The sequence below is a fragment of the Microcoleus sp. bin48.metabat.b7b8b9.023 genome, assembly GCF_013299185.1.
Taxonomy (GTDB): domain Bacteria; phylum Cyanobacteriota; class Cyanobacteriia; order Cyanobacteriales; family Microcoleaceae; genus Microcoleus.
Genome location: NZ_JAAFKG010000011.1, coordinates 45,407 through 66,411, shown reverse-complemented (window position 1 = coordinate 66,411; position 21,005 = coordinate 45,407). Strand labels below are relative to the sequence as shown.

Below are 21,005 nucleotides of genomic sequence, written 5' to 3'. Positions count from 1 at the left end.
TATAAACAATAATGGTATTATATTGTTGTGAGTGTGGAACAAAGAATACGCATAGCCCAAAGAACGGAAGTCTCAAATGCAACTAACAGAGAGGCACATCATTAAATCAACGGAACTCCGTTTTATCGAAATTGACCAACTAGCTTTCAAATCCAAAAATCTGTATAATGCCGCCAATTACGTCATTCGTCAGAGCTTTGTTTACGGATGGGGCTATGTCAATTATAACGAAATGAACCGATTGATGAAGTCTCATGAAGCATACAAGGCTTTGCCTTCCAAAGTAAGCCAGCAAATTTTGATGGTATTAGATAAGAACTGGAAATCGTTTTTTGAAGCAGTTAAAGCTTACAAGGCTGATTCTTCAAAATTTACGGGTCGCCCGAAATTGCCAAAGTACAAAGACAAAACTAAAGGGCGAAACATTCTTGTCTACACGATTCAAGCGATTAGTCGCAAACAGTTGAAGAAAGGAATCATTAAACTTTCGGGTACTGAACTTTTAATCAAAACCCAAGTCGCTCCCGCTCGAATTTGCCAAGTTAGACTGGTTCCGAAATGTGATTGCTATGTAATTGAGGTAATTTATGATGAACCGGAGTCCACCCTTGGCAACGCTAATTCTGTAGCTAGTATTGATTTAGGACTAGATAATTTAGTGGCGTTAACTTCAAATCAACCGGGATTTATCCCTTTGTTGCTCAACGGGCGACCATTGAAATCGATTAACCAGTTCTACAACAAACGCTCTTCACGATTACAATCCCAGTTAAAACGGAACCGCAAAACTTCACTCCGGATTCAGCGCTTAACTCGTTGTCGCAATCAAAAAGTAGACAATTACTTGCATCATGCGAGTCGCACGATTGTCGATCTTTTGATCGCACAACAAATCGGGACGCTAGTAATCGGCAAGAATGCACAGTGGAAAACCGATATCAATCTCGGAAAGCAGACCAATCAAAACTTTGTCAGTATTCCTCACGCTCGACTAATTAAGATGTTGGAGTACAAAGCTTTCTTGGTTGGAATCAAGGTAATCGTGCAGGAGGAATCCTACACCTCTAGAGCCAATTTCCTGGGTTTAGACCCGATTCCTGTTTACGGAAAAACAGAGATAGAACCTATATTTACCGGGAAACGAATCAAGCGAGGCTTGTACAAAACATCGGCTGGTCAGTTAATTAATTCTGACGTGAACGGTGCTTACAATATTCTCAGAAAAGCAATCCCAAATGCGTTTAGCAATGGGATAGGGAGCTGTGTAGTTCAGCCGAGGCGGGTTAATCCGCTCAAAGCAAAAGTGAAGGGGGAGGGACTTGAAGCCTCTCATGTCTATAAATGACTATGCTTTTGCCAGCTATTAACTTTCAGTTAAATTTCATAAACAGGTTCGTAGTGAGGACTTCAGTCCGCATCCAATCAGGTTCGTAGTGAGGACTTCAGTCCGCAAAAAACCAGGTTCGTAGTGAGGACTTTAGTCCGCATCCAATCAGGTTCGTAGTGAGGACTTCAGTCCGCAAAAAACCAGGTTCGTAGTGAGGACTTCAGTCCGCAAAAAACCAGGTTCGTAGTGAGGACTTTAGTCCGCATCCAATCAGAGGACTGAAGTCCTCACTACGAACACCCGAAAGCTTTAATCAACGATCGCCCGATCGCCCAATCCAACACCAAACCCGCGATCGCAAACAATACCACACTTTCCACCCCACCAACCGCAAACGGCAATAACTCCTGCAAACCCGGCATCTTGCCCGCCTCAAAAGACAATCCAGCATCCAACTGTCCAAAAGCCCGCACCAACCCAAAAGCCAACACCACACCAGATTTAAGCTGCGGGTTAGTATCGCGGCGGATAGCGTAGCGGTAAGTCACGCCAAACAAAAAACCGCCCACAACTGCCATCAATCCTCTCAAGCCAAAATTTAGGTCAATTTCCCTGACCTGCAAACCCGCCAGAGCATCCCACCTCTGCGCTAAGATTAAGGTGTTAACAAGGGCGATCGCCCCAAAAGCAAGCAAACAAGACAAAGCAGCAACACTTCCTGCTTTCAAAGATTCTACCCGCTCAGCGAAACTAAAATTTGACGAGTCCTTCACAGCGCCCTCATTTCAAAAATGGCTCAAATTGAATTATCATAAGCTTTGGAGTCACTTTGTACAGTTTGTTCAATAAATAGCTATGGATATTTTGTCACTCGGTTGGGTTTCGGTGCTAGTTTTGTTCTCCTTCTCAATTTCAATGGTAATTTGGGGCCGCAACGGTTTCTAAATTCCAGAATAGCTGGCGGGGCAGGCTTTTTAACTGCCCTGCATTTTTTTTAAATCCTATTTAAGCAAATACGCTTGGGTTAAAACTGTTTATTCCTCGGAGATCCCCCTAAATCCCCCTTAAAAAGGGGGACTTCGCAGCACCTTCTTGTTCCCCCCTTTTTAAGGGGGAGTAGGGGGCAAGCTAAGGGGGGATCAGCCTTATCTAAAGCCTATTCCTATTTAAGCAAATCAAAATAACAGGAGTTACAAACATGGCTGCAAAAAAAATCTTAATGCTAGTCGGCGACTTTGTAGAAGACTACGAAGTAATGGTTCCATTCCAAGCATTGCAAATGGTAGGTCACACCGTCCATGCAGTCTGCCCCGACAAAGCCGCAGGCCAAACAATTCGCACCGCAATTCATGACTTTGAAGGCGATCAAACCTACAGCGAAAAACCCGGTCACAACTTTACTTTAAACGCAACTTTTGACGAAATTAACGCCGCAGACTACGACGCTTTGATTATCCCTGGAGGACGATCGCCAGAATACATCCGCCTCAACGAACAAGTGCTGCAAATTACCCGCTACTTTGCCAACAGCAAAAAGCCGATCGCATCTATTTGTCACGGATTGCAAGTCCTCACCGCCGCCGGCGTACTCGAAGGCAAACGCTGCACCGCATACCCAGCTTGCAGCCCCGACATACTCCGGGCTGGTGGCAAATATACCGAAGTTCCCGTTACCGAAGCAGTAGTTGATGGCAACTTAGTCACAGCCCCCGCATGGCCTGCACATCCCAACTGGCTGGCTGAATTTCTCAAAGTTTTGGGAACAAAAATTGAACATTCAGATAGTCATTAGTTATTGGTTATTGGTTATTGGTTATTGGTTATTAGTCACATGAAAATGTTTGCAGTCAAAGTTAAACCAAATTCCAAACAGCAAAGCATCGAAGAGAAACCAGACGGCAGCCTGACAATACATCTCAAATCGCCGCCAGTCGATGGAAAAGCCAATCAAGAGTTGATCGTGCTGTTGGCGAAAAAGTTTAAAGTGTCCAAATCGGCGATCGCAATTAAATCCGGTCTTTCCTCTCGCAATAAACTTGTCGAAGTTGCGATTTAACCAATCTTTAGATAGATATCTAAATCTTTCTCAAGATAGATTAAGACTCAGCTTTTAATTTATACAGTAATAGTTGTAAGGTTAGGAGAAAAAATTATGACCATTGAAAACAGAGTCGAAGCAACGGCTAAGAATATTGAAGGCAAAATCCAAGAAGCTGTTAGCGAAGTAACTGGCGATCAAAAAGATAAATTAGAAGGTCAAGCCAAGCAGGACGAAGCCTCAGCAATGCACATGAAAGAAGACCTCAAAGATAAAGCCAAAGAGATTGTAGATCGAGCTTAATTACTTTGCTTCTTCACAGTATTCGCTAAAAGTTTCCTGCCTACTAAATTCTGCAAACAACATATCGTTTGCGGGATTTTTTTTAGAGATACTTTTGTAGATTATGAAAAATATTGGTGGCAAAATTTATCGGCTAACCGCCCCTACAGATTCTACTAAATCATAATGTAAAAGCATTAATTTTGTGGCGGAAATTGTTTCCATTGCATAAGTTGTGCCATCTTGATGAGAAAATTCTACCTCAAAAGCACTGCCATCAAATTCCATTACGACTGTTCCCACTTGTCCTTTATATAATTTAATGATTTGTTTTGTTTCAAAATGGGTTGCTTCTAAATCTTCAGTTAAAGCAACAATATCTAGGTCTTTAATTGTTTTCATTGTTTTTACCTCACTTTTTGACGGGATAACAACTTGTCAATCTGGGGAAAGTTTCACCTGAGCGGACGATCCAAGCTGCTAGAATCAGAGATTCACCTACTTCGGTTTTCAGCAAGAATTTCATGTTGTAATGTGTTCCGTATTCGTTGTTTTTTTGAATAACAACATCTTCGTTGATAGCAGATTCTTTTAAAGCCTGTTTGAGCATTTCAGCATTTTTTAGGGTAATGCCTAACTTACTGGCAAACAAAATATAGCGGATCGAGCTCTCATATGAGGTACGTTGTTGGGCTTGGGCCCTCTTAGTTCAAGGAATGATTGGCGGGTGGCAAAATCGATCGCTGAATCTGCCCTTCCTTTCAATGCCAATGTTATAAAAGCCCAATGCCCAATGCCCTGTTTGGCCTTCTTCCCAATGCCCCATGCCCCATGCCCCATGCCCAATTCCCAATGCCCCATGCCCCATGCCCCATGCAATAAAAAAGCTAGGGATTCATATCCCTAGCTGGAAACATAGCACAATTAGTTTTTAGAGTTGGCGCGGGCGATCGGCTTTTTCCAAACCGACTCTCACCCGCTGCCACCTACATTAAATCAGGGTAATATCAGTCGCAGTCAAGCCTGGTTTGCCGTTCAGCAGTGCCAGTTGAATTGGTGCTTGGCCGCCAGCACCGTCTCTGTCGTACAGCAAGCGACCTGTGGAACCTTCGTAAACGAGGACTGGTTGTCCAGGATTAGCTCCAGCAGGAGTCAGATCGTTGTTGTAAGTTCCGGTTTCTACCTGTAAGAAGGCTCTGGAAGAAGGACGATTGGGCAGAGTATTGTCAAATGGTGGCAATTGGAAGGACTCGAAGTTCAATATCAACTTGTCACGGCCGACTTCAAAATCGCCGATTTGGTCTGGGCTGGTACCCAGGCTACCGTTGGCGTTGATCGTGACGCCCTCGCCGAAGTTGTTGTAGTAGAAGCTGTCATTGCCGGCGCCGCCAATCAGCGTGTCTGCACCGGGCCCGCCACCGAGAGAGTCGTTGCCGTCTCCTCCGAGCAAATAGTCGTTCCCAAAGCCGCCCAACAGCGTGTCGTTTCCGCCGCCGGCATTCAAGGTGTCGTCCCCGTCAGATGTCGATCCAGTAGGAAGACTGCCGGGGCCGCCGAACAGTATGTCGTCGCCAGCACCGGTAGTGATGACATCAGTACCGTTGCCGCCAATGATGAAGTTGGAACCTAAGGTATCGGTAATAAGGTTTGTCGATGTGGCACCGGTAAAGTTGACAGTGCTGGCGTAGGAGATAAAGTCGTTACCAGCAAAAGAGCCAACCAATCGATCGCGTCTGCTACCAAACACGATCGTGTCACTTCCTTCACCACCGTTCATGAAGTTTGTGACGGTGCCGGTGGTAGTAAGGTTAGTGCTGGTGTTGCCAAGTAACAGATCGTCACCCAGGCCGCCGTCAAGAGTAATCAGCGCAGTAGTAGTACCGATCGCAAAAGTGGTGGCATCGATCGTATCGTTGCCATCTCCACCGAAGGCTTGATTGAAGATGCCGCTCAAGCTGTCATTGCCACCGCCACCGATCATGCTATCACTGGCAAAAGCTGCAACGATCGTGTCGTTACCATCTTCGCCATTGAGCAAGTTCCGACCCGCAAAGCCTGGAAATGAACTCGACGCGCCTACGCTCGAAAGTGCAGACACCGTAGACGACTTGATGAAGTCGTCACCAGCGCCTCCCAGCGCCGTGTCTTGAGTAGCAAAAACCGTGATCGTGTCGTTACCAGCACCGCCGTCCAACAAGTTTTTGCCGGTGCCAAAGTCTCCGATACCGCCTAGGAGAGAATCGTTGCCCTCACCGCCGAGCAAAGTGGTTTTCTCAATGCCGATCGTGATGACGCTCGAAGAAAACGGACTCGACTGGGTACTGTTGAGAATGACTAAGGTGTCGTTGTCTAGGTCGCCGGAAAGATAGCTGTTGCTGGCCACACCGTATATTGTGTCGTTGCCTTTACCGCCGATCAGAGTATCTTTCTGATTGATACCTACAACAAAGTCGTCGCCCAAGTCTCCGCGCAGGAAGTTGCTGCCTTGATTGCCACCGGCACTGCCGCCGATGCGAAGACCGAGGTTGTTGCCGCCGCCTGCGATGAAGAAGCCGAGGGAGTCATTGTCCTTGCCACCGTAGAGGGTGTCTCTTCCGAGGGCGCCTCCTAGCATCGTATCTGCACCCTGATTACCAAACATCAGGTTGCCATCGACAGTGCCTTGGAGCAAGTCATCTCCCGCACCGCCCAACAGCGTCGAATTGCGGCTTTGAGCAATTACGGTGTCACTGCCTCCATCGCCAGACAGGAAAACCCGCTCGCGCTGGCCTACTAATGAATCTTCGTCAGGGCCACCGTATAGGCTATCGTTGGGGCCGACGGAAATTAGAGTATCGTTATCGCGTTCGCCAAATATTAAGCTGCCGCCGAGGGTAGAAGTTGTAATTAAATCCCCCCCCGCTCCGGCAAAGATTGTATCCGGGCCCAGTCCCGGAGTGTTTAAATTAGTTTGATCGGAATTGTCAGTTAACGTTGTCATACAGCTTCACTCCTCTACTTGTTGGTCATCGCTTGTGCGACTACAGACACTGCCTAGAACACCGAATGTTTGGATGCCGCTGTAGTTTAACCTGTTTGCCAGCCGCAAGTCTAGCCTACTGGTGTTAACCCTGTCTAGACTTTCTCCCTCGCGGACTTTTTGCTTGTAAGCTTTTATTTTCAATGTCTTCACCCTTTAATAATCCTTGTGCAATGTCTCATGTGCTCACGCTCAAGAAGACGCGGCTCACATTCTTAATGTTCCATTCTGGATTGGCGCTCGGGGATCGCCTCCGGGGAAGGAAATTAAAGATTAACAAGGGTCGATCGGGCGATCGCCTGACAAAGAAAAGCGAGAGATTGGTTACTTGGTTACAAAGCTTTGTGGCAATTTCCGGTTTTCCAGGCAGGGCCGTCTTTAAATAATTCTGGCTCGGATTGAACTCCGCACCGCTGTGGGGTGTGACGTACCCGACACTGATGCTATGCATACAGTGCGGGCTTCCCGTTTCATCCGCCGTTGCCTCTACTATCCGAAGATAGTGTTGGTCTTACACCGCGTCCAGAGGTTTTAGTCAATGCTTGAATCAATCTACACATTGCTACTGACTCTTTCACTATCCCGTGATAGTGACCGGGCAGACTCCCTGCGTCCCAAGGAGTTTAAGTTCTACTCGCACAACACACCATGGATTTACGGCAATTGCCAACCAGCTAGGCGTATTCCTTCCCCGAACTCTGGTCTTGCTGTGGCAAGCGTTTGACCGCTACTGTAGCCTGTCTGTTCGAGCAGTCGGGCGGGTCAACGACCATTGACAATATAGCGTGAAAACAATTCTCTGAGGGCATTTCAAGGTTTTCGACAATCCAGGAGGTTAACTGACTGTTTCCTCCATCTCCTGCGAGTCTGTTGGGCAACGCCCAATTCGTTCAGGGAGCGTCGTCAACAGCCCTGCTCTCATCCCGACGCTCATCTTTCAGATAGAGCGCGGGGCTTCCCGCGAGATAGCTAAAAGTCTACACCCCGCTTTAGTTCTACGCCCCGATCGCCGTAGTGTTTGTGACAGTATACCTCCGAGTGTACGCTTGCCAAGTCAAAGTAACCATGGGGTTTGTGGCAGCGCCCGGTGATAATTATTTCTGTATCGCGGGGCTTTCGCAGCAGGGCTTCGACGATCGGCTCTACCGGTAGCAGTTCTAAGTCTACTGTGGGATTGAGTTCGTCGAGAATGATCGTTTTATACCAGCCGCTGGCGATCGCCGTTTTGGCGATTTCCCAGCCGCGTTCTGCCTCGATGCAGTCTAATTCCTGCTGTTGCCCCCGCCAAACTATAGCATCTCGGCCACACCGCTGGTGGTCTACTAACTGCGGGTAACTTTGCCGCAATGCTGCGATCGCTGCATCTTCAGTATAACCCGTGCCACCTTTGAGCCATTGTACAATTAACACCCTGTGAGATTGGTCTTGGCTGATACCCCTACCTATTGCCTGCAAAGCTTTCCCCAATGCACTCGTAGACTTTCCTTTTCCGGCTCCTGTGTATATTTCGATACCAGAAATATTGTGTTCGGCCGCTGCGGGGTGATAGTGGGGCTTCATTTCTGAGTGCAAGTCGGCAATATCCAGCAAAGCTTCGGGGGCCGCTCGGCCAGTGGCGATTACTTCTAAATATTCTGGTTTGTTTTTGAGGGTTTGGACTACTTCGTCCACTGGCAGTAAACCCAAGTCCAATACGGGGTTTAGTTCATCTAGAACTACTACAGAATAAAGCTCGCTGGCGATCGCTCCTTTGGCGATGTCCCAGCCTCGCTGGGCTTCTGTGCGATCGAAGCGGGTGATTGCTTCGGCCCCAAAATATTCGGCTCTGCCGGTACGCACTTGATCGATCAAGTGCGGAAATGCCCGTTGCAGGGCTTCTATTGCCCCGTCTTCGTCGTAGGAGCGGCCGGGCCCTTTCAAAAATCGCAGCAATAACACTCGCGTGGGCGAGTCAGAATTAATACCCAGCCCGATCGAGCGCAACACTACTCCCAAAGCTGCCTGAGACTTGCCTTTACCAGCACCGTCGTAGACGTGAATCTGACCCGCGATGCGTTCTGAGCGGGATGAGGCTGTCCGAATACCAATGCCATTCCTTACCATAATCCGCACTTATTTTAGTCTGTCTCGGGGTGGGTATTCGATCGCGCCCATTGAATGTTTAATATTTCCCTTCTGTTGGCCGATCTCAAAAGATTTTGACTTTTCCCCTGCCTAAAGGCGAGGGGATTCTAAACGGATACTGCTACGTGGGCTGAAGGCACACTTCACACGCTTCAATATTTTCCGGTTAGCTGACCAGTGTCTCTGTTTCTGGGGACGAGTCAAAGCGCCCCTACTCACCTCAGAACAGCTACTTTGCAGTGCTGCCATTGGGTCTACCTTCGAGTCGATCGTGGTTTCGCACTTTTCAACACTTTCGCCAGTTCGGTACGCTCCCCATCCTGCATTGCTTGGCTGTGCCATAGTCTTTCTCAGGCATAAATGCTGAGGGTGTCTTACTGCCTGGTATCTCACCGTTCTAGGATTGGTTCTACACGTAGTTGATACGCCTACTTCCCACAGATTAATTATATCTTATTGGTAGCCTTCAAACGGCTGCTGCGTTTCATACCCTGCGGGAAAGACGGGGGTTCTCACGCGAAGCGTTATAGGATACAACCTCAACCACCTGATGTTCAGAAGGGCGATCGAAGAGGATTAGGGGCTAAAACCTGCGTTCTAGATTATTCCGCTTCTGATGTACAATTAAAATCTAACACGGGCTGATATACCTGAATGCTTATGATTGCGAGTGTTTTCCCATTTCGGACTGTTTTGGTGCAAATTTTAATGATGTTTTTGGCGATCGCGATCGAATCGTGGTTTCTGCAAAAACTACTGAAACTCGGCCCCAAAACCAGCGTTGAATATACAGCTATCCTGAATCTCGCTTGCACTTGCGTGGGTTGGTTAGTTTTCTTCGGCATTGAAAGCGTTATTTCCAAAGAATGGCGAGAAGAACTTATCGGTTATATTTTATTAGGCGGAGGTCAGAATACTTACTCTGCAATAACTGCGATTGCCCTCTCGGTATTGGCAATCACTTTTCTCGCCAAATGGCAGGGACTAGAATTCATAGAGAACATGGTTTCTGGTAACAAAAAAGCTTCCAAACCTCAGTTTTTGGGGCCGCCAACTCTCAGCCGCCGTCCTCCCAAAAAAACTTTTCGAGTAACTACCCAGTTTGGGGCAGTTTTAATCGCCCACACTGTTAGCAATTTCGTTATTTTAACCGTATTGTTTTTGCAAAGCGTCAATTGAAATCTATGATGAAGCAATTTTTGGATGTGACTCAGCAACTCACGAAGCTGACGAACAACCTTTGGGAAACCAATAAAAAATTTCAAAAGGCGATAATTCCGCCTAAAGTTGTCCACTGGAAGACGCCTTTACTGCTCAGCATATTTTTAGCTTTGCTGACGGTGGCGGCAATCACAGACTGGCCGACAAGAACTCTGATGTTTGATATGAGCTGGTTATTTTTTACACTGTCAATGGGTTTGCTGACCAGCCAGCAACCTTTTACGATTAAAAAAGTAAGTCTGAGTCCGTGGGTGACCAGCATCTTAATTGGCTTGTGGTTGCTGATCCGATTGCCGTCAGATAGGAAGGAAATAGCATGGATATCCGGCCCAATTATAGCAGTAATAATTTTGGGTGTAATAGAGATTTGGAATAATGAGTCAAAACGGCAAGGTCTCAGAGCGTTAGTGCGGCCTCAGTTTTTGATGATTACCCTGATTCACCTGTTGATTTCCTGTTGGTTTGGATTTCATTTTTTAATTCAAGGTTGGATAGAACAATATCCGAGCGTTTTATCGCAGGATTTGAGGAAAAGCGATTATGTGGTGACATTTCAACCGCCAACTATTAATCGCTCCCGAGGAGTGGTCATCCTGAATGCAATGGATCGATACCTGCAAAATGAAGCTCGCACAAAACCCTGGGCGCAGGTAGAGCAAATGTTAATAGATATTGACAACGAGCGATTTTTTCTGAAGAATCAAGCGTTAAAAACAATTCGGTTAGTCCCAGAAGATGCTAGCTGGGAGGTCAAAACTTCGATCGTTCAAGGAGAGTCCCGCTATCAGTTACAGATGCAGGCAACTTGGCTGGGGCTGGTGTTTAGACCCGAAATATATTCGTTGACCAAATCTTGCGAGGTGGTCGATATAGGCAATAAGGCAACTGTAACCTGTGACTCTACCAAACCTTCTAAACCGGGATTGAAAAAAGATGGATCTTCGGGAGACAGTCAAGTTTGAGCTTGTCTCTGGCGGTTAGGAGAGTCGGAGATGGGGAGATGGGGAGATGGGGAAATGGGGAGATGGGGAGATGGGGAGATGGGGAGAGTTTTTAAATGGGAGTGCGAGCGGGGACGATCGCTATTGTATATTCGGTAAGCGGGGACGATCGCACTTCTAAAAAACGCTTTTTATTCTCCGCCAAGATGCTTCCGAGAGCCGGAGAGCCAGAAAAATCTTCCTTCTTCCTTCTTCTCTCTTCCTTCTTCCCTCTTCCCTCTTCCCTCTTCCCTCTTCCCTCTTCCCTCTTCGTTAAACTAAAAATATGGCTAAAGTTGACTGCGGGTTAATAACTAGATGAATTTGAGAAGAATCTTGACAGTCGCGACTAATGTATATTGGGAAGTAATTCGCGATCGCATCCTTTACTTAATTATTATTTTTGCTCTGTTGATGGGAGCCTCGGTGCGCTTGATACCGGAATTGGCAGCGACAACCGAAAAGAAAATTATCTTAGATATCGGCTTGGCTGCGATGAGCATCCTCGGTATAATTGTCACAGTATTTGTGGCTACCGGACTGGTCAACAAAGAAATTGAAAAGCGGACTGTTTACCTGTTAGTTGCCAAACCGATAAGTCGGGCTGAGTTAATTGTCGGCAAGCACTTAGGGATGTCGGCGGTACTATTCGTTCTTGTAGCAGCAATGACTGCTATCTATCTGGTTATTCTGAGTTTGAGTCGCATTCCTTACCCTTTGGGCAGCATTTTAATCGCTTCGCTGTTCGTATGGTTTGAGCTGTGCCTCATGGCTGGTGTCGGGATTTTATTTGGGGTTTTTAGCAGTTCGCTGCTGGCAACTTTACTGACATTTAGCGTTTATTTGATGGGACACTCGACGCGGGATTTAGTGGCTTTTGGCAAGTTAACTAAAAATCCTGGCATTGAACAATTGATGATGGGACTTTATCTTGTTTTGCCGGATTTAGCCAGATTCAATTTGAGAAATGATGCTGTTTACGGACAAGTACCTTACTTGGCGGGTTTGATTACGGATGCTGGTTATGGTTTGCTGTATGTGGTGCTGCTGCTGTCAATTGCGATCGCCATATTTTCCCGCCGGGAATTTTAAATAGTTCGTAGTGAGAACTTTAGTCTTCGGATTTTGCGGACTAAAGTCCTCACTACGAACCAATTTTATTATCTAATTAGCGCGCTAAGATAAAGACAAGGTTGTCGATCGCCAATCTCGACTAAAACTAAAACTTTTATTGGTAAAATGAGGTGACTTATGACTGCTGTAACTCACAAACCGATATCGCAACTAAAAATTACCTGGCCCCTGCTACCCGATGATTTTATTCTACCAGATGACCCCGTGGAAAATATAGAACATCCTTTAATATCTAACGGTTTGCGCCAGTCTGTAATTGATTCCCCTGAACTCACGCAAGACGCATTGATAGTTTCTAATTTTGCTTTATGTGCTGCTGTGGACGATCGCACTATTTGCAAAGCCCCAGACTGGATGTACGTCCAACCGGTACAACCTTGGCCTCACAGCTATCCCCGCCGCAGTTACACGCCTCATACCGAAGGAACAGTGCCTTTTGTAGTGATGGAATTTCTCTCAGCTACTTACGGCGATGAATACTCTGTCGAACACACAGAAGAAATCGGCAAGTGGTTCTTTTACGAACAAGTAATCAAAGTTCCTCGCTATGTCATTTTTCGGCCGCATACGGGCAGACTAGAAGTTTATGCGCTGGAATCCGATCGCTACAACAATCAAGATCCTGATGAAAATGGGCGTTATTTGATACCCGGATTAAATCTATTTTTGGGAGTTTGGGTGGGAACTCGGGAAGGTAGAACAGGAAATTGGCTGCGCTGGTGGAATGCAGACGGAGAGTTGCTTTTGTGGCCGGAAGAACGGGCGGAAGTAGAACGTCAGCGGGCCGAAGCCGAAAGTCAGCGGGCCGAAGCCGAAAGCCAGCGGGCAGAAGCCGAAAGCCAGCGGGCAGAAGCTGAAAGCCAGCGGGCAGAAGCTGAAAGTCAGCGGGCAGAAGCTGAAAGCCAGCGGGCAGAAGCTGAAAGCCAGCGGGCAGAAGCCGAAAGCCAGCGGGCAAATCGCGAACAGCAAGATAAAGAGTCCGCCCAAACGCTGCTGGAACAGGAAAGACAGCGCAATCAAGAACTTTTGGCGCGATTGGCAGCCCTCGGTATCGATCCAGAATAAGATTAGAAGGAAGAAGGAAGAAGGAAGAAGGAAGAAGGAAAGCCGAGCGAGATGTACTTTCTTCATCTTCCTTTATTTAGTCTGCTTTCTAACAATACTCCGGACAGTTTTTAGAACGAAACCACAAGCTTTACAGCGTATAGATCGTAGAAATTACGAATAAAATGCAACTGAGGCTCAGACGTGACATTGATTTAATTATCGCTGGCAACCCGAAACCCTAGAGGATACGTCATCCAGCACTAAAAAAAGTGTCCGAACCATTGTTCTAACTTATCTATTTGTAATAAAAGTTGAAATCATGTTAGTGAAAAAACTCGAAGAATTAAAAGACATTTTCGCGCTGATGGAACGAGCGCTGATTGCCTACTCTGGCGGCATTGACAGCACTTTGGTGGCAAAAATTGCTTTTGACGTGTTGGGCGATCGCGCTTTGGCTGTAACGGCTGTTTCTCCGTCTCTACTGACAGAAGATTTGGAAGATGCCCGGATTCAAGCCGCAGAAATTGGCATCGCCCACCAGGAAGTCGAAACTCAGGAAATGGCAAATCCTAATTACACTTCTAACCCGGTTAATCGCTGCTATTTCTGCAAAAGCGAACTGCACGATACTTTGAAACCGCTAGCACTTGCCAAGGGTTATCCTTATGTGGTGGATGGGGTGAATGGTGATGATTTAAAGGATTACCGCCCGGGGATTCAGGCTGCAAAGGAACGGGGCGCGCGATCGCCTTTAGCAGAAGTCGGCATGACTAAATTTGAAGTGCGGCAGTTAGCAAGAGAATTGGGTTTGCCTTGGTGGGACAAACCGGCACAGCCTTGTTTGAGTTCGCGCTTTCCCTACGGTGAAGAAATCACCGTTGCCAAGTTGCAAAGAGTGGGGCGCGCTGAACGGTATTTGCGGCAGTTGGGACTGAAAAATCTGCGCGTGCGATCGGATGGAGATACGGCACGAATTGAATTGCCGGCCCAGGAGATTCAAGAGTTTGTATTAAATGCGGATTTGCCTGCATTAGTAGCGGTATTTCAAGACTTTGGTTTTGTGTATGCGACTTTGGATTTGGAGGGATTTCGCAGCGGCAAATTAAATCAGGTTTTGCAACCTGAATTGTTGGGGGCTACAAGTTAATTGAGAGGTGGGGCTAGTTGATAAATATTCGGGATGTGGTTTACATATTCTTTTGAATGAAACCTGCGGCTAGAAATATTGACTGCAACCGACGCATCGCAATCTCACTGAATTTTTACATAATTAGACAAGATTGCAAAAATATTGTTGCGGTTTTGTTTGCATTAATTCTTGTTCGCTGTTCCCCGTTCCCTGTTCCCTATTCCCGACTTTTGCAAGAAGTCTAATACTGAGTTGTGGTTAAAGGAATAGCATAAACTCAAATAGCAGCAAAAGTAGCAGCAAGTTTTATGAAAGTGAAATTTAGATTTATCTCTGTCTTCTTGACTTTGTTGTTGTTCGCTTACATCCCGTTTCGGGTGTTTGCTAATCCACCTTCGGGAGATACAGTGAGTTCTGCCCTGTGGTGGCAAGTTTTGGTGTACAATCAGGTGCAGCAAATTAAAGACGGGCAATATCAAGGTTGCGTGTGGGGCGATTCTATTTCTTCGGCATTGGGCGATTCTTTGGGAGAAAAAAACTTTAATTTTGCGATCGGCTCAATGAGTTCTGTTTCGCTGCTAGAACAGCTTAAACTTGTAGTCCCCCAGGGGTTTACTTGCAAAAAATCGATTTTGGCGATCGGCACAAATGATGCTATGTACGGCATCAGGGATGAGGCATTCGTCAGCAATTTGAAACAGGCGATCGCAATTATGCGATCGATCGGCACCAAGCAGATTATTCTGATTCCTGCTTTTTACTCAACTCTTGCCGCCAGCTACAATCCTAAATTTGCCGGAACAATTGCCAGAGTTGACGAAATTAATGTTCTCATCAATCAAGTCGCCACCGACGAAAATATTCCTGTGGAATCTAGTGGCATACAAGCCTTATTTAAGGAAAAAGCTCTAAATGGAGATTTAACAATAGACGGCGTTCACCTCAATGCCAAAGGTTTAGATATATACAGAAAAGTTTTGCTAAATATTTTGAATGAAACTTGACAACTCACACTTTCTCTGACATAAGAGCCTCCTAAACTATTAATTTCAAGTCCGCTTATGCGGACTTGATTTATGTCATTTCAGTGAAGTAGGGTGCGTCATAAAAATAATATTTTTGGTACTTTCCTCACAATCTCATATCGTTTCCGGTTGCATCGGTATTATTTAAACAGTCAACAGTCAACAGTCAACAGTCAACAGTCAACATTATTCCGGTGCAACCGGAATTGATATCACAAGTGAGGCACCACGGAATCAATTGTGTGTCAGAATTAGATTTTTGTCACGATCGACAATTACTAAACTGACGCACCCTAGCGCTAAAGATCAAGGAGTAGTTGTTGGCATAATTTGCTGTGGTTGTAGTTGCTGTAGCTGCTGATTTTGCTGCTGTTGAAGTTGAAGTTGCCGATTTTGAAGATCTATCTGTCGCTGTCTGTCTTCGAGTTGCAAGCGTCTGTCTTCAGCTTGGCGCGCTCTGTCTTCAGCTTGCAGCCTTCTGTCTTCAGCTTGTCTCTGTCTGTCTAGCTCTCTGTCTGCACGTTGCTGTTGTCTGTCTTCACGTTGTTCCCGAAGCTGTCTGAGTTGATTTCGCCGATCGAAATCTCCTCCCAAAAATAAGTTCTGAAAAGCGTTGATAGTTGTTTGAAACCCAGTAAAAATTCCGCTAACAGTGTTGATTCCACCTGCAACTCCTGTTATCGGCTGCAAGAAAGTGGCAATATTGTCTGCTACCCTAGTATAGCCCGATCGCGCTACGAGAATCACATCGTTGTTTCGGAGAGTTGGGTTATTGTCAGGATTCAGCCCTTGAGCAAAATCGACATTAATAGTGCGGCGAGTAACAGTACCGTTGGGGTTCAAACGCAGCAGTTCCACCTTATCTTTTTTAGCCCGCAATTGATTGAAACTACCCGCAGTCAGCAAAGCTTGGTGGAGGGATGTACTAGGTTTAACCTGTAAAGCTCCGGGCCTGATCACTTCCCCTACAATATTGATGCTGATCGCATTTGGAGAGAAACTTGTACTTCCGAGTTGGGCAACTTCAGCTAAGTCTACAGTAGATGCCGTCGGAATAATGACGCTATCTCCTTCTTGCAGTAAAACATCTTGAGTTGCATCACCTTTTTGCAGCAAATCCCACAGATTTACCGTGATAGTTTGTTCAGTGCCACCTCTGACACGGCGGCGGATTTGGACGCGGCGAATGTCTGCTTCTGTGGTGATACCGCCAGCAATTTTGAGTGCTCTAGTGATTGTTGGTAATCCGACAACGGCTCCTCCTCCTTGTTGTTGTTCAATAGAGACAAAACTCAGATCTGTTTGTTGGTTAGTCGATCGCAAATCCGAAGCAGATACAGTATAAGGCCCCGGCCTGTTGACTTCTCCAACAATTACGACGCCAATTGGTTTAGTAATATCAGCGGAAAAACTAGCACTGGCTCTTTGACGGACTTCTTGGGTATTCAGAGCACTTGCTGTCGGTACAAAAATTGTATCTCCATCTCGGATCGTGACATCTTGGCTCAAATTTCCCGTATCTAAAAAATCCTGCAAATTAACAGTAATAAGTTGCTCTGCTCCGCCTCTGCGGGGACGGCGAATTTGGACGTTTCGCATATCTCCTGCGGATGTCACCCCTTTGGCAAGTTGCAGCATTTCCATCAAAGTTGGAAATTTTACGCCTCCTCCGGTTCCTTCTCTGCTGGCATTAATTTTGTAGGAACCGGGGCGAGTAACTTCACCGGCAACACCTATATTTAGGGGGCGAGTAACCATCAGAGTCACGGTGACAACGGGAACATTGATGAAGGGTTCGTATCTCTTGGTAATGACGGTAGCGGCTTGTTGCAGCGTCAACCCTTGAATTGAGACACTGCGAATGATTGGTAGATTGAGGGTTCCGTCAACTAAGACTTGATATTCTTTGCTGAATTCAGGGACGCCGAAGATATCTAAAGCAATGCGATCGCCCGGGCCTAAAGTATAAGCCGCTTCTTGTATCAGCGAACCCGAATTGCCGATCCGCGGGAAACTCGAACCCGGAGGCGGTGGTGGCGGTACTCTCGGCCTGTTTGGGCTCGGAGCGCGTGCAGGAGTTCTGACGGCAGGCAATTGAGCTATACTGGGCAGCGAACCGCTTAGCACCAGGAGTGCTGACAAACTCAGACTTGTAGCGGTTTGAACGTTATGTTTCATAGTTGTTTCCTGGTTGCAGTCTGCCAATGAACGATCGCAATTTAGCTAGTTAATTTTAGTTTATTTTCCGTTCTGTCCAGTGTAGCCTCGCTGCCCTGGAAAATCCAGAGGTGGAATCATAAAATTTGTGCGGCAATCGAGTACCTTCTTTATAAAGAAAGCGTAAAGCGAGCCAACTGTTCTCAAAATTATTTATACATAAGTCGGGATGCAAATCAACCCCCCGAAATAAAATATCTAGAACAAACGATCCTTATTTGATGTAAAATATTAATAATTGTATCTGCGGGACAAAGACAAGTGTCACTAAAATTGGAGAAGGTAATTCCCTGGGGACGCTGCTTGGATGAATATATAGGAATGTTTAGCCTGACATCAGGTGACCTCAAGCTAGCAATTCTTGATTGTGCGGGCGGGCCGGCGAGTTTCAATGCCGAAATGACTCGCCAAGGTAACAAGGTGATTTCTTGCGATCCGGTTTATCAGTTTACGGCGGTGGAAATTGGCGATCGCATCCAAGAAACATATCAAACTGTAATTGACGGTGTTAAAGCCAATGTAGACGGCTACCTCTGGAACAATTTTGAATCGCCGTACCAGCTAGGCGAAGTGCGGATGAAAGCAATGCAGGAATTTTTAGCAGATTTTCCCTCTGGCTTGGAGCAAGGCCGCTACCTGACTGCTGAGCTGCCTGTTTTGCCCTTCGATAACAATCAATTTGACTTAGCTTTGTGCAGCCATTTCTTATTTGCTTATTCTCACCTGCTTTCGGAAGAATTTCATCTAGAAGCAATTATGGAAATGTGTCGGGTTGCTAAAGAAGTGCGGGTGTTTCCGCTGTTGCAGAGTTTTAGCGGGGAGGAATCCGAGCATTTAAATCCGGTGATTGCCGAATTGAAAAACCGAAATTTTCGTGTGGAAATTCAAGAGGCTCCTTATGAGTTTCAAAAAGGTGGAAATAAGATGCTGCGAGTTAGGGGGCGAATGTAGCCAATTACCGGGCGAATGGAATTCGCGGCTATACAAACAATGTCCGCAGTTACCGGGCGAATGGAATTCGCGACTATACAAACAATGTCCGCCTCCGCGGACTGGAAGAAAGAAATAGTTGCTGGTGAATGGAATTCGCGATCGCTTATTCCCCAAAAATATAGATCAGCTAAGCATAAGATTATTCCTCATCTTCGGGTTCGCCAATCGCACGTTGGAGTGCATTGCGAATGTGGATAATCCTCACCGTTGGTATGGGTCGATCGTCAAGAATAGTGAAGAGTATGCGATACGTGACTTTACCACTTCCATATAGAAGCTGGCGAATCTCTTGGCTGAAAAATGCGTTTTCACGGGCTCAAACACAACGACGGGGCATTTCTGAGAGTGAGGAAATCGCTTTAATCAGGCCCTGATACCATGCTTGAGCGCGATCGGGAGTCGTGAATTGGGAAAAATTCAGAAACGCTGCATCAGCTTCAGATTGAGCTGTACTAGAAAAATCAATGCGATAAATCATGCTTCCAAAGAAAGTCCGTATTTCTGGTTTTGTCGATCGACAAAATCTTCCAGACTAGAAAATTGACCCCGATCGAAGTCATCAAGTCCGCGTTGAATCCCTTCCAATGCCTCGAAGAAATCGCTTTCATCAAAGCTAAGGCCAAAGGCGAGAACAGCTAGGATAACGCTGGTTATATCTTGTCCTGTACTTTCAGCCCGTTGGCGCAGCAGTGCTTCGATTTTTGGCGGTAAGGTGAGTGTAACGGTCATAAAAGTTATGATGAAGGGTTAACTTTAATTTGTAACTTTATTTTGGCATAGTTAGCCAAAACATCGCTTCATAAATTATCTGCCCATTGCTTAACGCGATCGCCCGAAATGCCTATCTTGCTTTTTTGGTAATCTTCCAAGACGGAGAGACTCATTGCGATGGTTTGTTCTTCGCCCAGAGGTTGAAACTCGTTTGCTGTGTCAATTTCTCCCCATTGATATCCCTCGCTTTCCTCAGTAATTTCTGTGATTAGGCGTTCAAAGTCGCTGAGATTACCGTTGGACTGATTCAGCCATGAAAGTACGATCGCCTTCACCGAATCGCTGGGCATGGCTTGAATTTGGGCGTGGAGTTGCTTTATAGATTGAGCCATTGGACAATAGAGAGTGACTGATTTAATTTTAGCGCATTGTCAAATAGTTGTGGACACTATAACGCACAGTTGCGGTAAAATTGGTTAAAGACTTTAAGAATTGTCAAAATGCTAAGCAGCGCCGCATTGAGAAAAACAGGGTTGGGGTGGGAATTTGCAAATGAAGAAGCGTTAGAGGATTTTGTCGAAGTTCACTTGCAAAGTTTGCTCGGTTTGACAGTCATCAAGCGGCAATTCACTGTCAACGAGCAAAGATGCGATATTATAGCGGTGGACGAGAATAAACGGTTAGTTGTGCTGGAGTTGAAAAACGGCGAAGATAGATATGTCGTTCAGCAGTTAACCCGTTATTACGATGCTTTGTTGGAACACAAACCTTTTGCCGATCGCGTGGATTACGCTCAACCCGTTCGCTTAATAGCAATTGCGCCCAAATTTCACAGGGATAATTTTACAGACAGGAAGTATCACGGGCTATTTTTTCAGTTTTTGCAATTTGCGATCGTTCTTTCTGAGGAAAACTTAAATTTACAACTGAAAGATGTAGATGCCGAACAGATTTCACAAGTAGAAATTACATATCGAGAACAATACAGCAACGAAACTCTATCTGAACCGCCAAGGTTGCTTTTAAAATTTATCAAGCAATGTAATGAAACTGAAAGCGAAGGAGTTTTGAGCGTTCGCAGACAAATTCTAGGCTGTGATAGACGGGTCAAGGAACTTACTGACTCTAGTAGTATTAAGTATGGTTTCGGCAAAAATAAATTGATTGCTGAATTTAGATTTGATGCCAGACGAAATAGCCCTGCAATGTTTTTATGGCTCCCACTTCCCAGAGGATACAACAATAATAAAATCCTAGCTAGAATGAGAATTTGGACGAATTGGGAAATAGTCACAGATACAGGTTATATTCGGAAGGGAATTGGCATAATGATTAATGAGGATGAGTACAAGCTGGGTCTGGTTTCTCCTTCAGCTAAGTTAATGCCTGATACCTCCTATAGGGCATTAGGCGCCAGGGATAGATTTGTGAATGATCCAGCATACAGAGACAATTATGTTATGAATAATTTGGCATCTTATGTGAGCAAGTATGGACGAAACTACCGTCACGGTTCGCCATTAGCGATGTCCATAACATACTATTTCAAGATAATTGGCAAAAGTGACGAATCCACTTCTTTAGAAAGAATAGTTAATTTAGCTTTAGAATCAAGATTGGTAAAACTATAAGGGAGAATTAACAAATACGATCGCACCTATCACCCTTTACCAAATCCACTATCCATCTGCGTCTATCTGCGTGCATCTGCGGTTAAAAAAATCCAATCAATAGCTTGGCAACAAATCAAATTACCAA

24 protein-coding genes are annotated in these 21,005 nt (G+C 45.7%); 13 read left to right on the top strand and 11 right to left on the bottom strand.

The genetic code is table 11. The features are described 5' to 3' along the window. Positions 1-76 precede the first annotated feature (76 nt). Positions 77-1,345, top strand: a complete 1,269-nt coding sequence (locus QZW82_RS09115; protein ID WP_293147244.1) for a transposase — start codon at positions 77-79, stop codon at positions 1,343-1,345. Between the two features lie 272 nt (positions 1,346-1,617). Here QZW82_RS09115 and QZW82_RS09110 read toward each other — a convergent pair whose 3' ends face one another. After that, positions 1,618-2,100, bottom strand: a complete 483-nt coding sequence (locus QZW82_RS09110) for a hypothetical protein (protein ID WP_293147242.1) — start codon at positions 2,098-2,100, stop codon at positions 1,618-1,620. Between the two features lie 82 nt (positions 2,101-2,182). On the opposite strand from QZW82_RS09110, the gene petN reads away from it, so the two are divergent. From petN to QZW82_RS09090, 4 genes are all read left to right on the top strand, one after another. Further along, entirely contained in the window at positions 2,183-2,272 is a 90-nt protein-coding gene (gene petN / locus QZW82_RS09105; RefSeq protein ID WP_071883976.1) for a cytochrome b6-f complex subunit PetN, read from the top strand. Positions 2,273-2,525: 253 nt separating this feature from the next. Then, complete coding sequence (locus QZW82_RS09100) at positions 2,526-3,119, top strand: DJ-1/PfpI family protein (RefSeq protein WP_293147241.1); 594 nt, start codon at positions 2,526-2,528, stop codon at positions 3,117-3,119. A 39-nt stretch (positions 3,120-3,158) separates the two neighbouring features. Continuing rightward, positions 3,159-3,383, top strand: a complete 225-nt coding sequence (locus QZW82_RS09095) for a DUF167 domain-containing protein (RefSeq protein WP_293147240.1) — start codon at positions 3,159-3,161, stop codon at positions 3,381-3,383. 96 nt (positions 3,384-3,479) lie between these two features. Continuing rightward, entirely contained in the window at positions 3,480-3,668 is a 189-nt protein-coding gene (locus tag QZW82_RS09090) for a CsbD family protein (protein WP_293147239.1), read from the top strand. 126 nt (positions 3,669-3,794) lie between these two features. Here the strand turns inward: QZW82_RS09090 and QZW82_RS09085 are convergent, their stop codons facing one another. The 6 genes from QZW82_RS09085 to QZW82_RS09060 all read right to left on the bottom strand — a co-directional run bounded on the left by QZW82_RS09085 (position 3,795) and on the right by QZW82_RS09060 (position 9,132). Next, positions 3,795-4,049 carry a DUF4926 domain-containing protein gene (locus QZW82_RS09085; protein ID WP_293147237.1) on the bottom strand — a complete coding sequence of 85 codons (255 nt, stop codon included), beginning with the start codon at positions 4,047-4,049 and terminating at the stop codon, positions 3,795-3,797. 10 nt (positions 4,050-4,059) lie between these two features. Continuing rightward, on the bottom strand, positions 4,060-4,299 hold the full coding sequence (locus tag QZW82_RS09080) for a DUF6883 domain-containing protein (RefSeq protein WP_293147236.1): 240 nt from the start codon (positions 4,297-4,299) through the stop codon (positions 4,060-4,062). A gap of 339 nt (positions 4,300-4,638) precedes the next feature. After that, entirely contained in the window at positions 4,639-6,627 is a 1,989-nt protein-coding gene (locus tag QZW82_RS09075; RefSeq protein ID WP_293147234.1) for a calcium-binding protein, read from the bottom strand. A 713-nt stretch (positions 6,628-7,340) separates the two neighbouring features. Next, complete coding sequence (locus tag QZW82_RS09070; protein ID WP_293147232.1) at positions 7,341-7,544, bottom strand: hypothetical protein; 204 nt, start codon at positions 7,542-7,544, stop codon at positions 7,341-7,343. Between the two features lie 91 nt (positions 7,545-7,635). Continuing rightward, on the bottom strand, positions 7,636-8,769 hold the full coding sequence (locus QZW82_RS09065; protein WP_293147230.1) for a cob(I)yrinic acid a,c-diamide adenosyltransferase: 1,134 nt from the start codon (positions 8,767-8,769) through the stop codon (positions 7,636-7,638). A gap of 111 nt (positions 8,770-8,880) precedes the next feature. Beyond that, entirely contained in the window at positions 8,881-9,132 is a 252-nt protein-coding gene (locus QZW82_RS09060; protein ID WP_293147228.1) for a hypothetical protein, read from the bottom strand. Between the two features lie 318 nt (positions 9,133-9,450). Between QZW82_RS09060 and fraC the strand changes: the two genes are divergently transcribed. The 6 genes from fraC (at position 9,451) to QZW82_RS09030 (ending at position 15,305) form a co-directional block, all read left to right on the top strand. Continuing rightward, positions 9,451-9,969, top strand: a complete 519-nt coding sequence (fraC, locus tag QZW82_RS09055; RefSeq protein WP_293147226.1) for a filament integrity protein FraC — start codon at positions 9,451-9,453, stop codon at positions 9,967-9,969. Between the two features lie 5 nt (positions 9,970-9,974). Further along, complete coding sequence (locus QZW82_RS09050; RefSeq protein WP_293147223.1) at positions 9,975-10,973, top strand: DUF5357 family protein; 999 nt, start codon at positions 9,975-9,977, stop codon at positions 10,971-10,973. Between the two features lie 336 nt (positions 10,974-11,309). Beyond that, positions 11,310-12,083, top strand: a complete 774-nt coding sequence (locus tag QZW82_RS09045; RefSeq protein WP_293147221.1) for an ABC transporter permease — start codon at positions 11,310-11,312, stop codon at positions 12,081-12,083. A 159-nt stretch (positions 12,084-12,242) separates the two neighbouring features. Beyond that, positions 12,243-13,190, top strand: coding sequence for a Uma2 family endonuclease (locus QZW82_RS09040; protein WP_363318895.1), 948 nt, complete (start codon positions 12,243-12,245; stop codon positions 13,188-13,190). A gap of 301 nt (positions 13,191-13,491) precedes the next feature. Beyond that, positions 13,492-14,319 (top strand): ATP-dependent sacrificial sulfur transferase LarE, encoded by an 828-nt coding sequence (larE, locus tag QZW82_RS09035; RefSeq protein ID WP_293147219.1) that lies wholly within the window; start codon positions 13,492-13,494, stop codon positions 14,317-14,319. A 290-nt stretch (positions 14,320-14,609) separates the two neighbouring features. Beyond that, positions 14,610-15,305 (top strand): SGNH/GDSL hydrolase family protein, encoded by a 696-nt coding sequence (locus QZW82_RS09030; protein WP_293147217.1) that lies wholly within the window; start codon positions 14,610-14,612, stop codon positions 15,303-15,305. A 327-nt stretch (positions 15,306-15,632) separates the two neighbouring features. On the opposite strand, the gene QZW82_RS09025 is transcribed toward QZW82_RS09030, so the two are convergent. Continuing rightward, positions 15,633-17,504: a polysaccharide biosynthesis/export family protein gene (locus QZW82_RS09025; RefSeq protein WP_293147215.1), complete on the bottom strand. Its 1,872-nt coding sequence runs from the start codon at positions 17,502-17,504 to the stop codon at positions 15,633-15,635. A 300-nt stretch (positions 17,505-17,804) separates the two neighbouring features. Between QZW82_RS09025 and QZW82_RS09020 the strand changes: the two genes are divergently transcribed. Next, the gene (locus QZW82_RS09020) at positions 17,805-18,494 is read left to right on the top strand and encodes a class I SAM-dependent methyltransferase (protein WP_293147213.1); all 690 of its coding nucleotides are present in this window, start codon (positions 17,805-17,807) and stop codon (positions 18,492-18,494) included. 358 nt (positions 18,495-18,852) lie between these two features. On the opposite strand, the gene QZW82_RS09015 is transcribed toward QZW82_RS09020, so the two are convergent. From QZW82_RS09015 to QZW82_RS09005, 3 genes are all read right to left on the bottom strand, one after another. Further along, the gene (locus QZW82_RS09015) at positions 18,853-19,014 is read right to left on the bottom strand and encodes a hypothetical protein (RefSeq protein WP_293147211.1); all 162 of its coding nucleotides are present in this window, start codon (positions 19,012-19,014) and stop codon (positions 18,853-18,855) included. After that, complete coding sequence (locus QZW82_RS09010; protein WP_293147210.1) at positions 19,011-19,265, bottom strand: hypothetical protein; 255 nt, start codon at positions 19,263-19,265, stop codon at positions 19,011-19,013. The genes QZW82_RS09015 and QZW82_RS09010 overlap by 4 nt, the downstream gene beginning before the upstream one ends. 68 nt (positions 19,266-19,333) lie before the next feature. Beyond that, the gene (locus QZW82_RS09005) at positions 19,334-19,639 is read right to left on the bottom strand and encodes a hypothetical protein (RefSeq protein ID WP_293147208.1); all 306 of its coding nucleotides are present in this window, start codon (positions 19,637-19,639) and stop codon (positions 19,334-19,336) included. Positions 19,640-19,747: 108 nt separating this feature from the next. On the opposite strand from QZW82_RS09005, the gene QZW82_RS09000 reads away from it, so the two are divergent. After that, the gene (locus QZW82_RS09000; RefSeq protein ID WP_293147206.1) at positions 19,748-20,878 is read left to right on the top strand and encodes an endonuclease NucS domain-containing protein; all 1,131 of its coding nucleotides are present in this window, start codon (positions 19,748-19,750) and stop codon (positions 20,876-20,878) included. Positions 20,879-21,005: the final 127 nt, after the last annotated feature.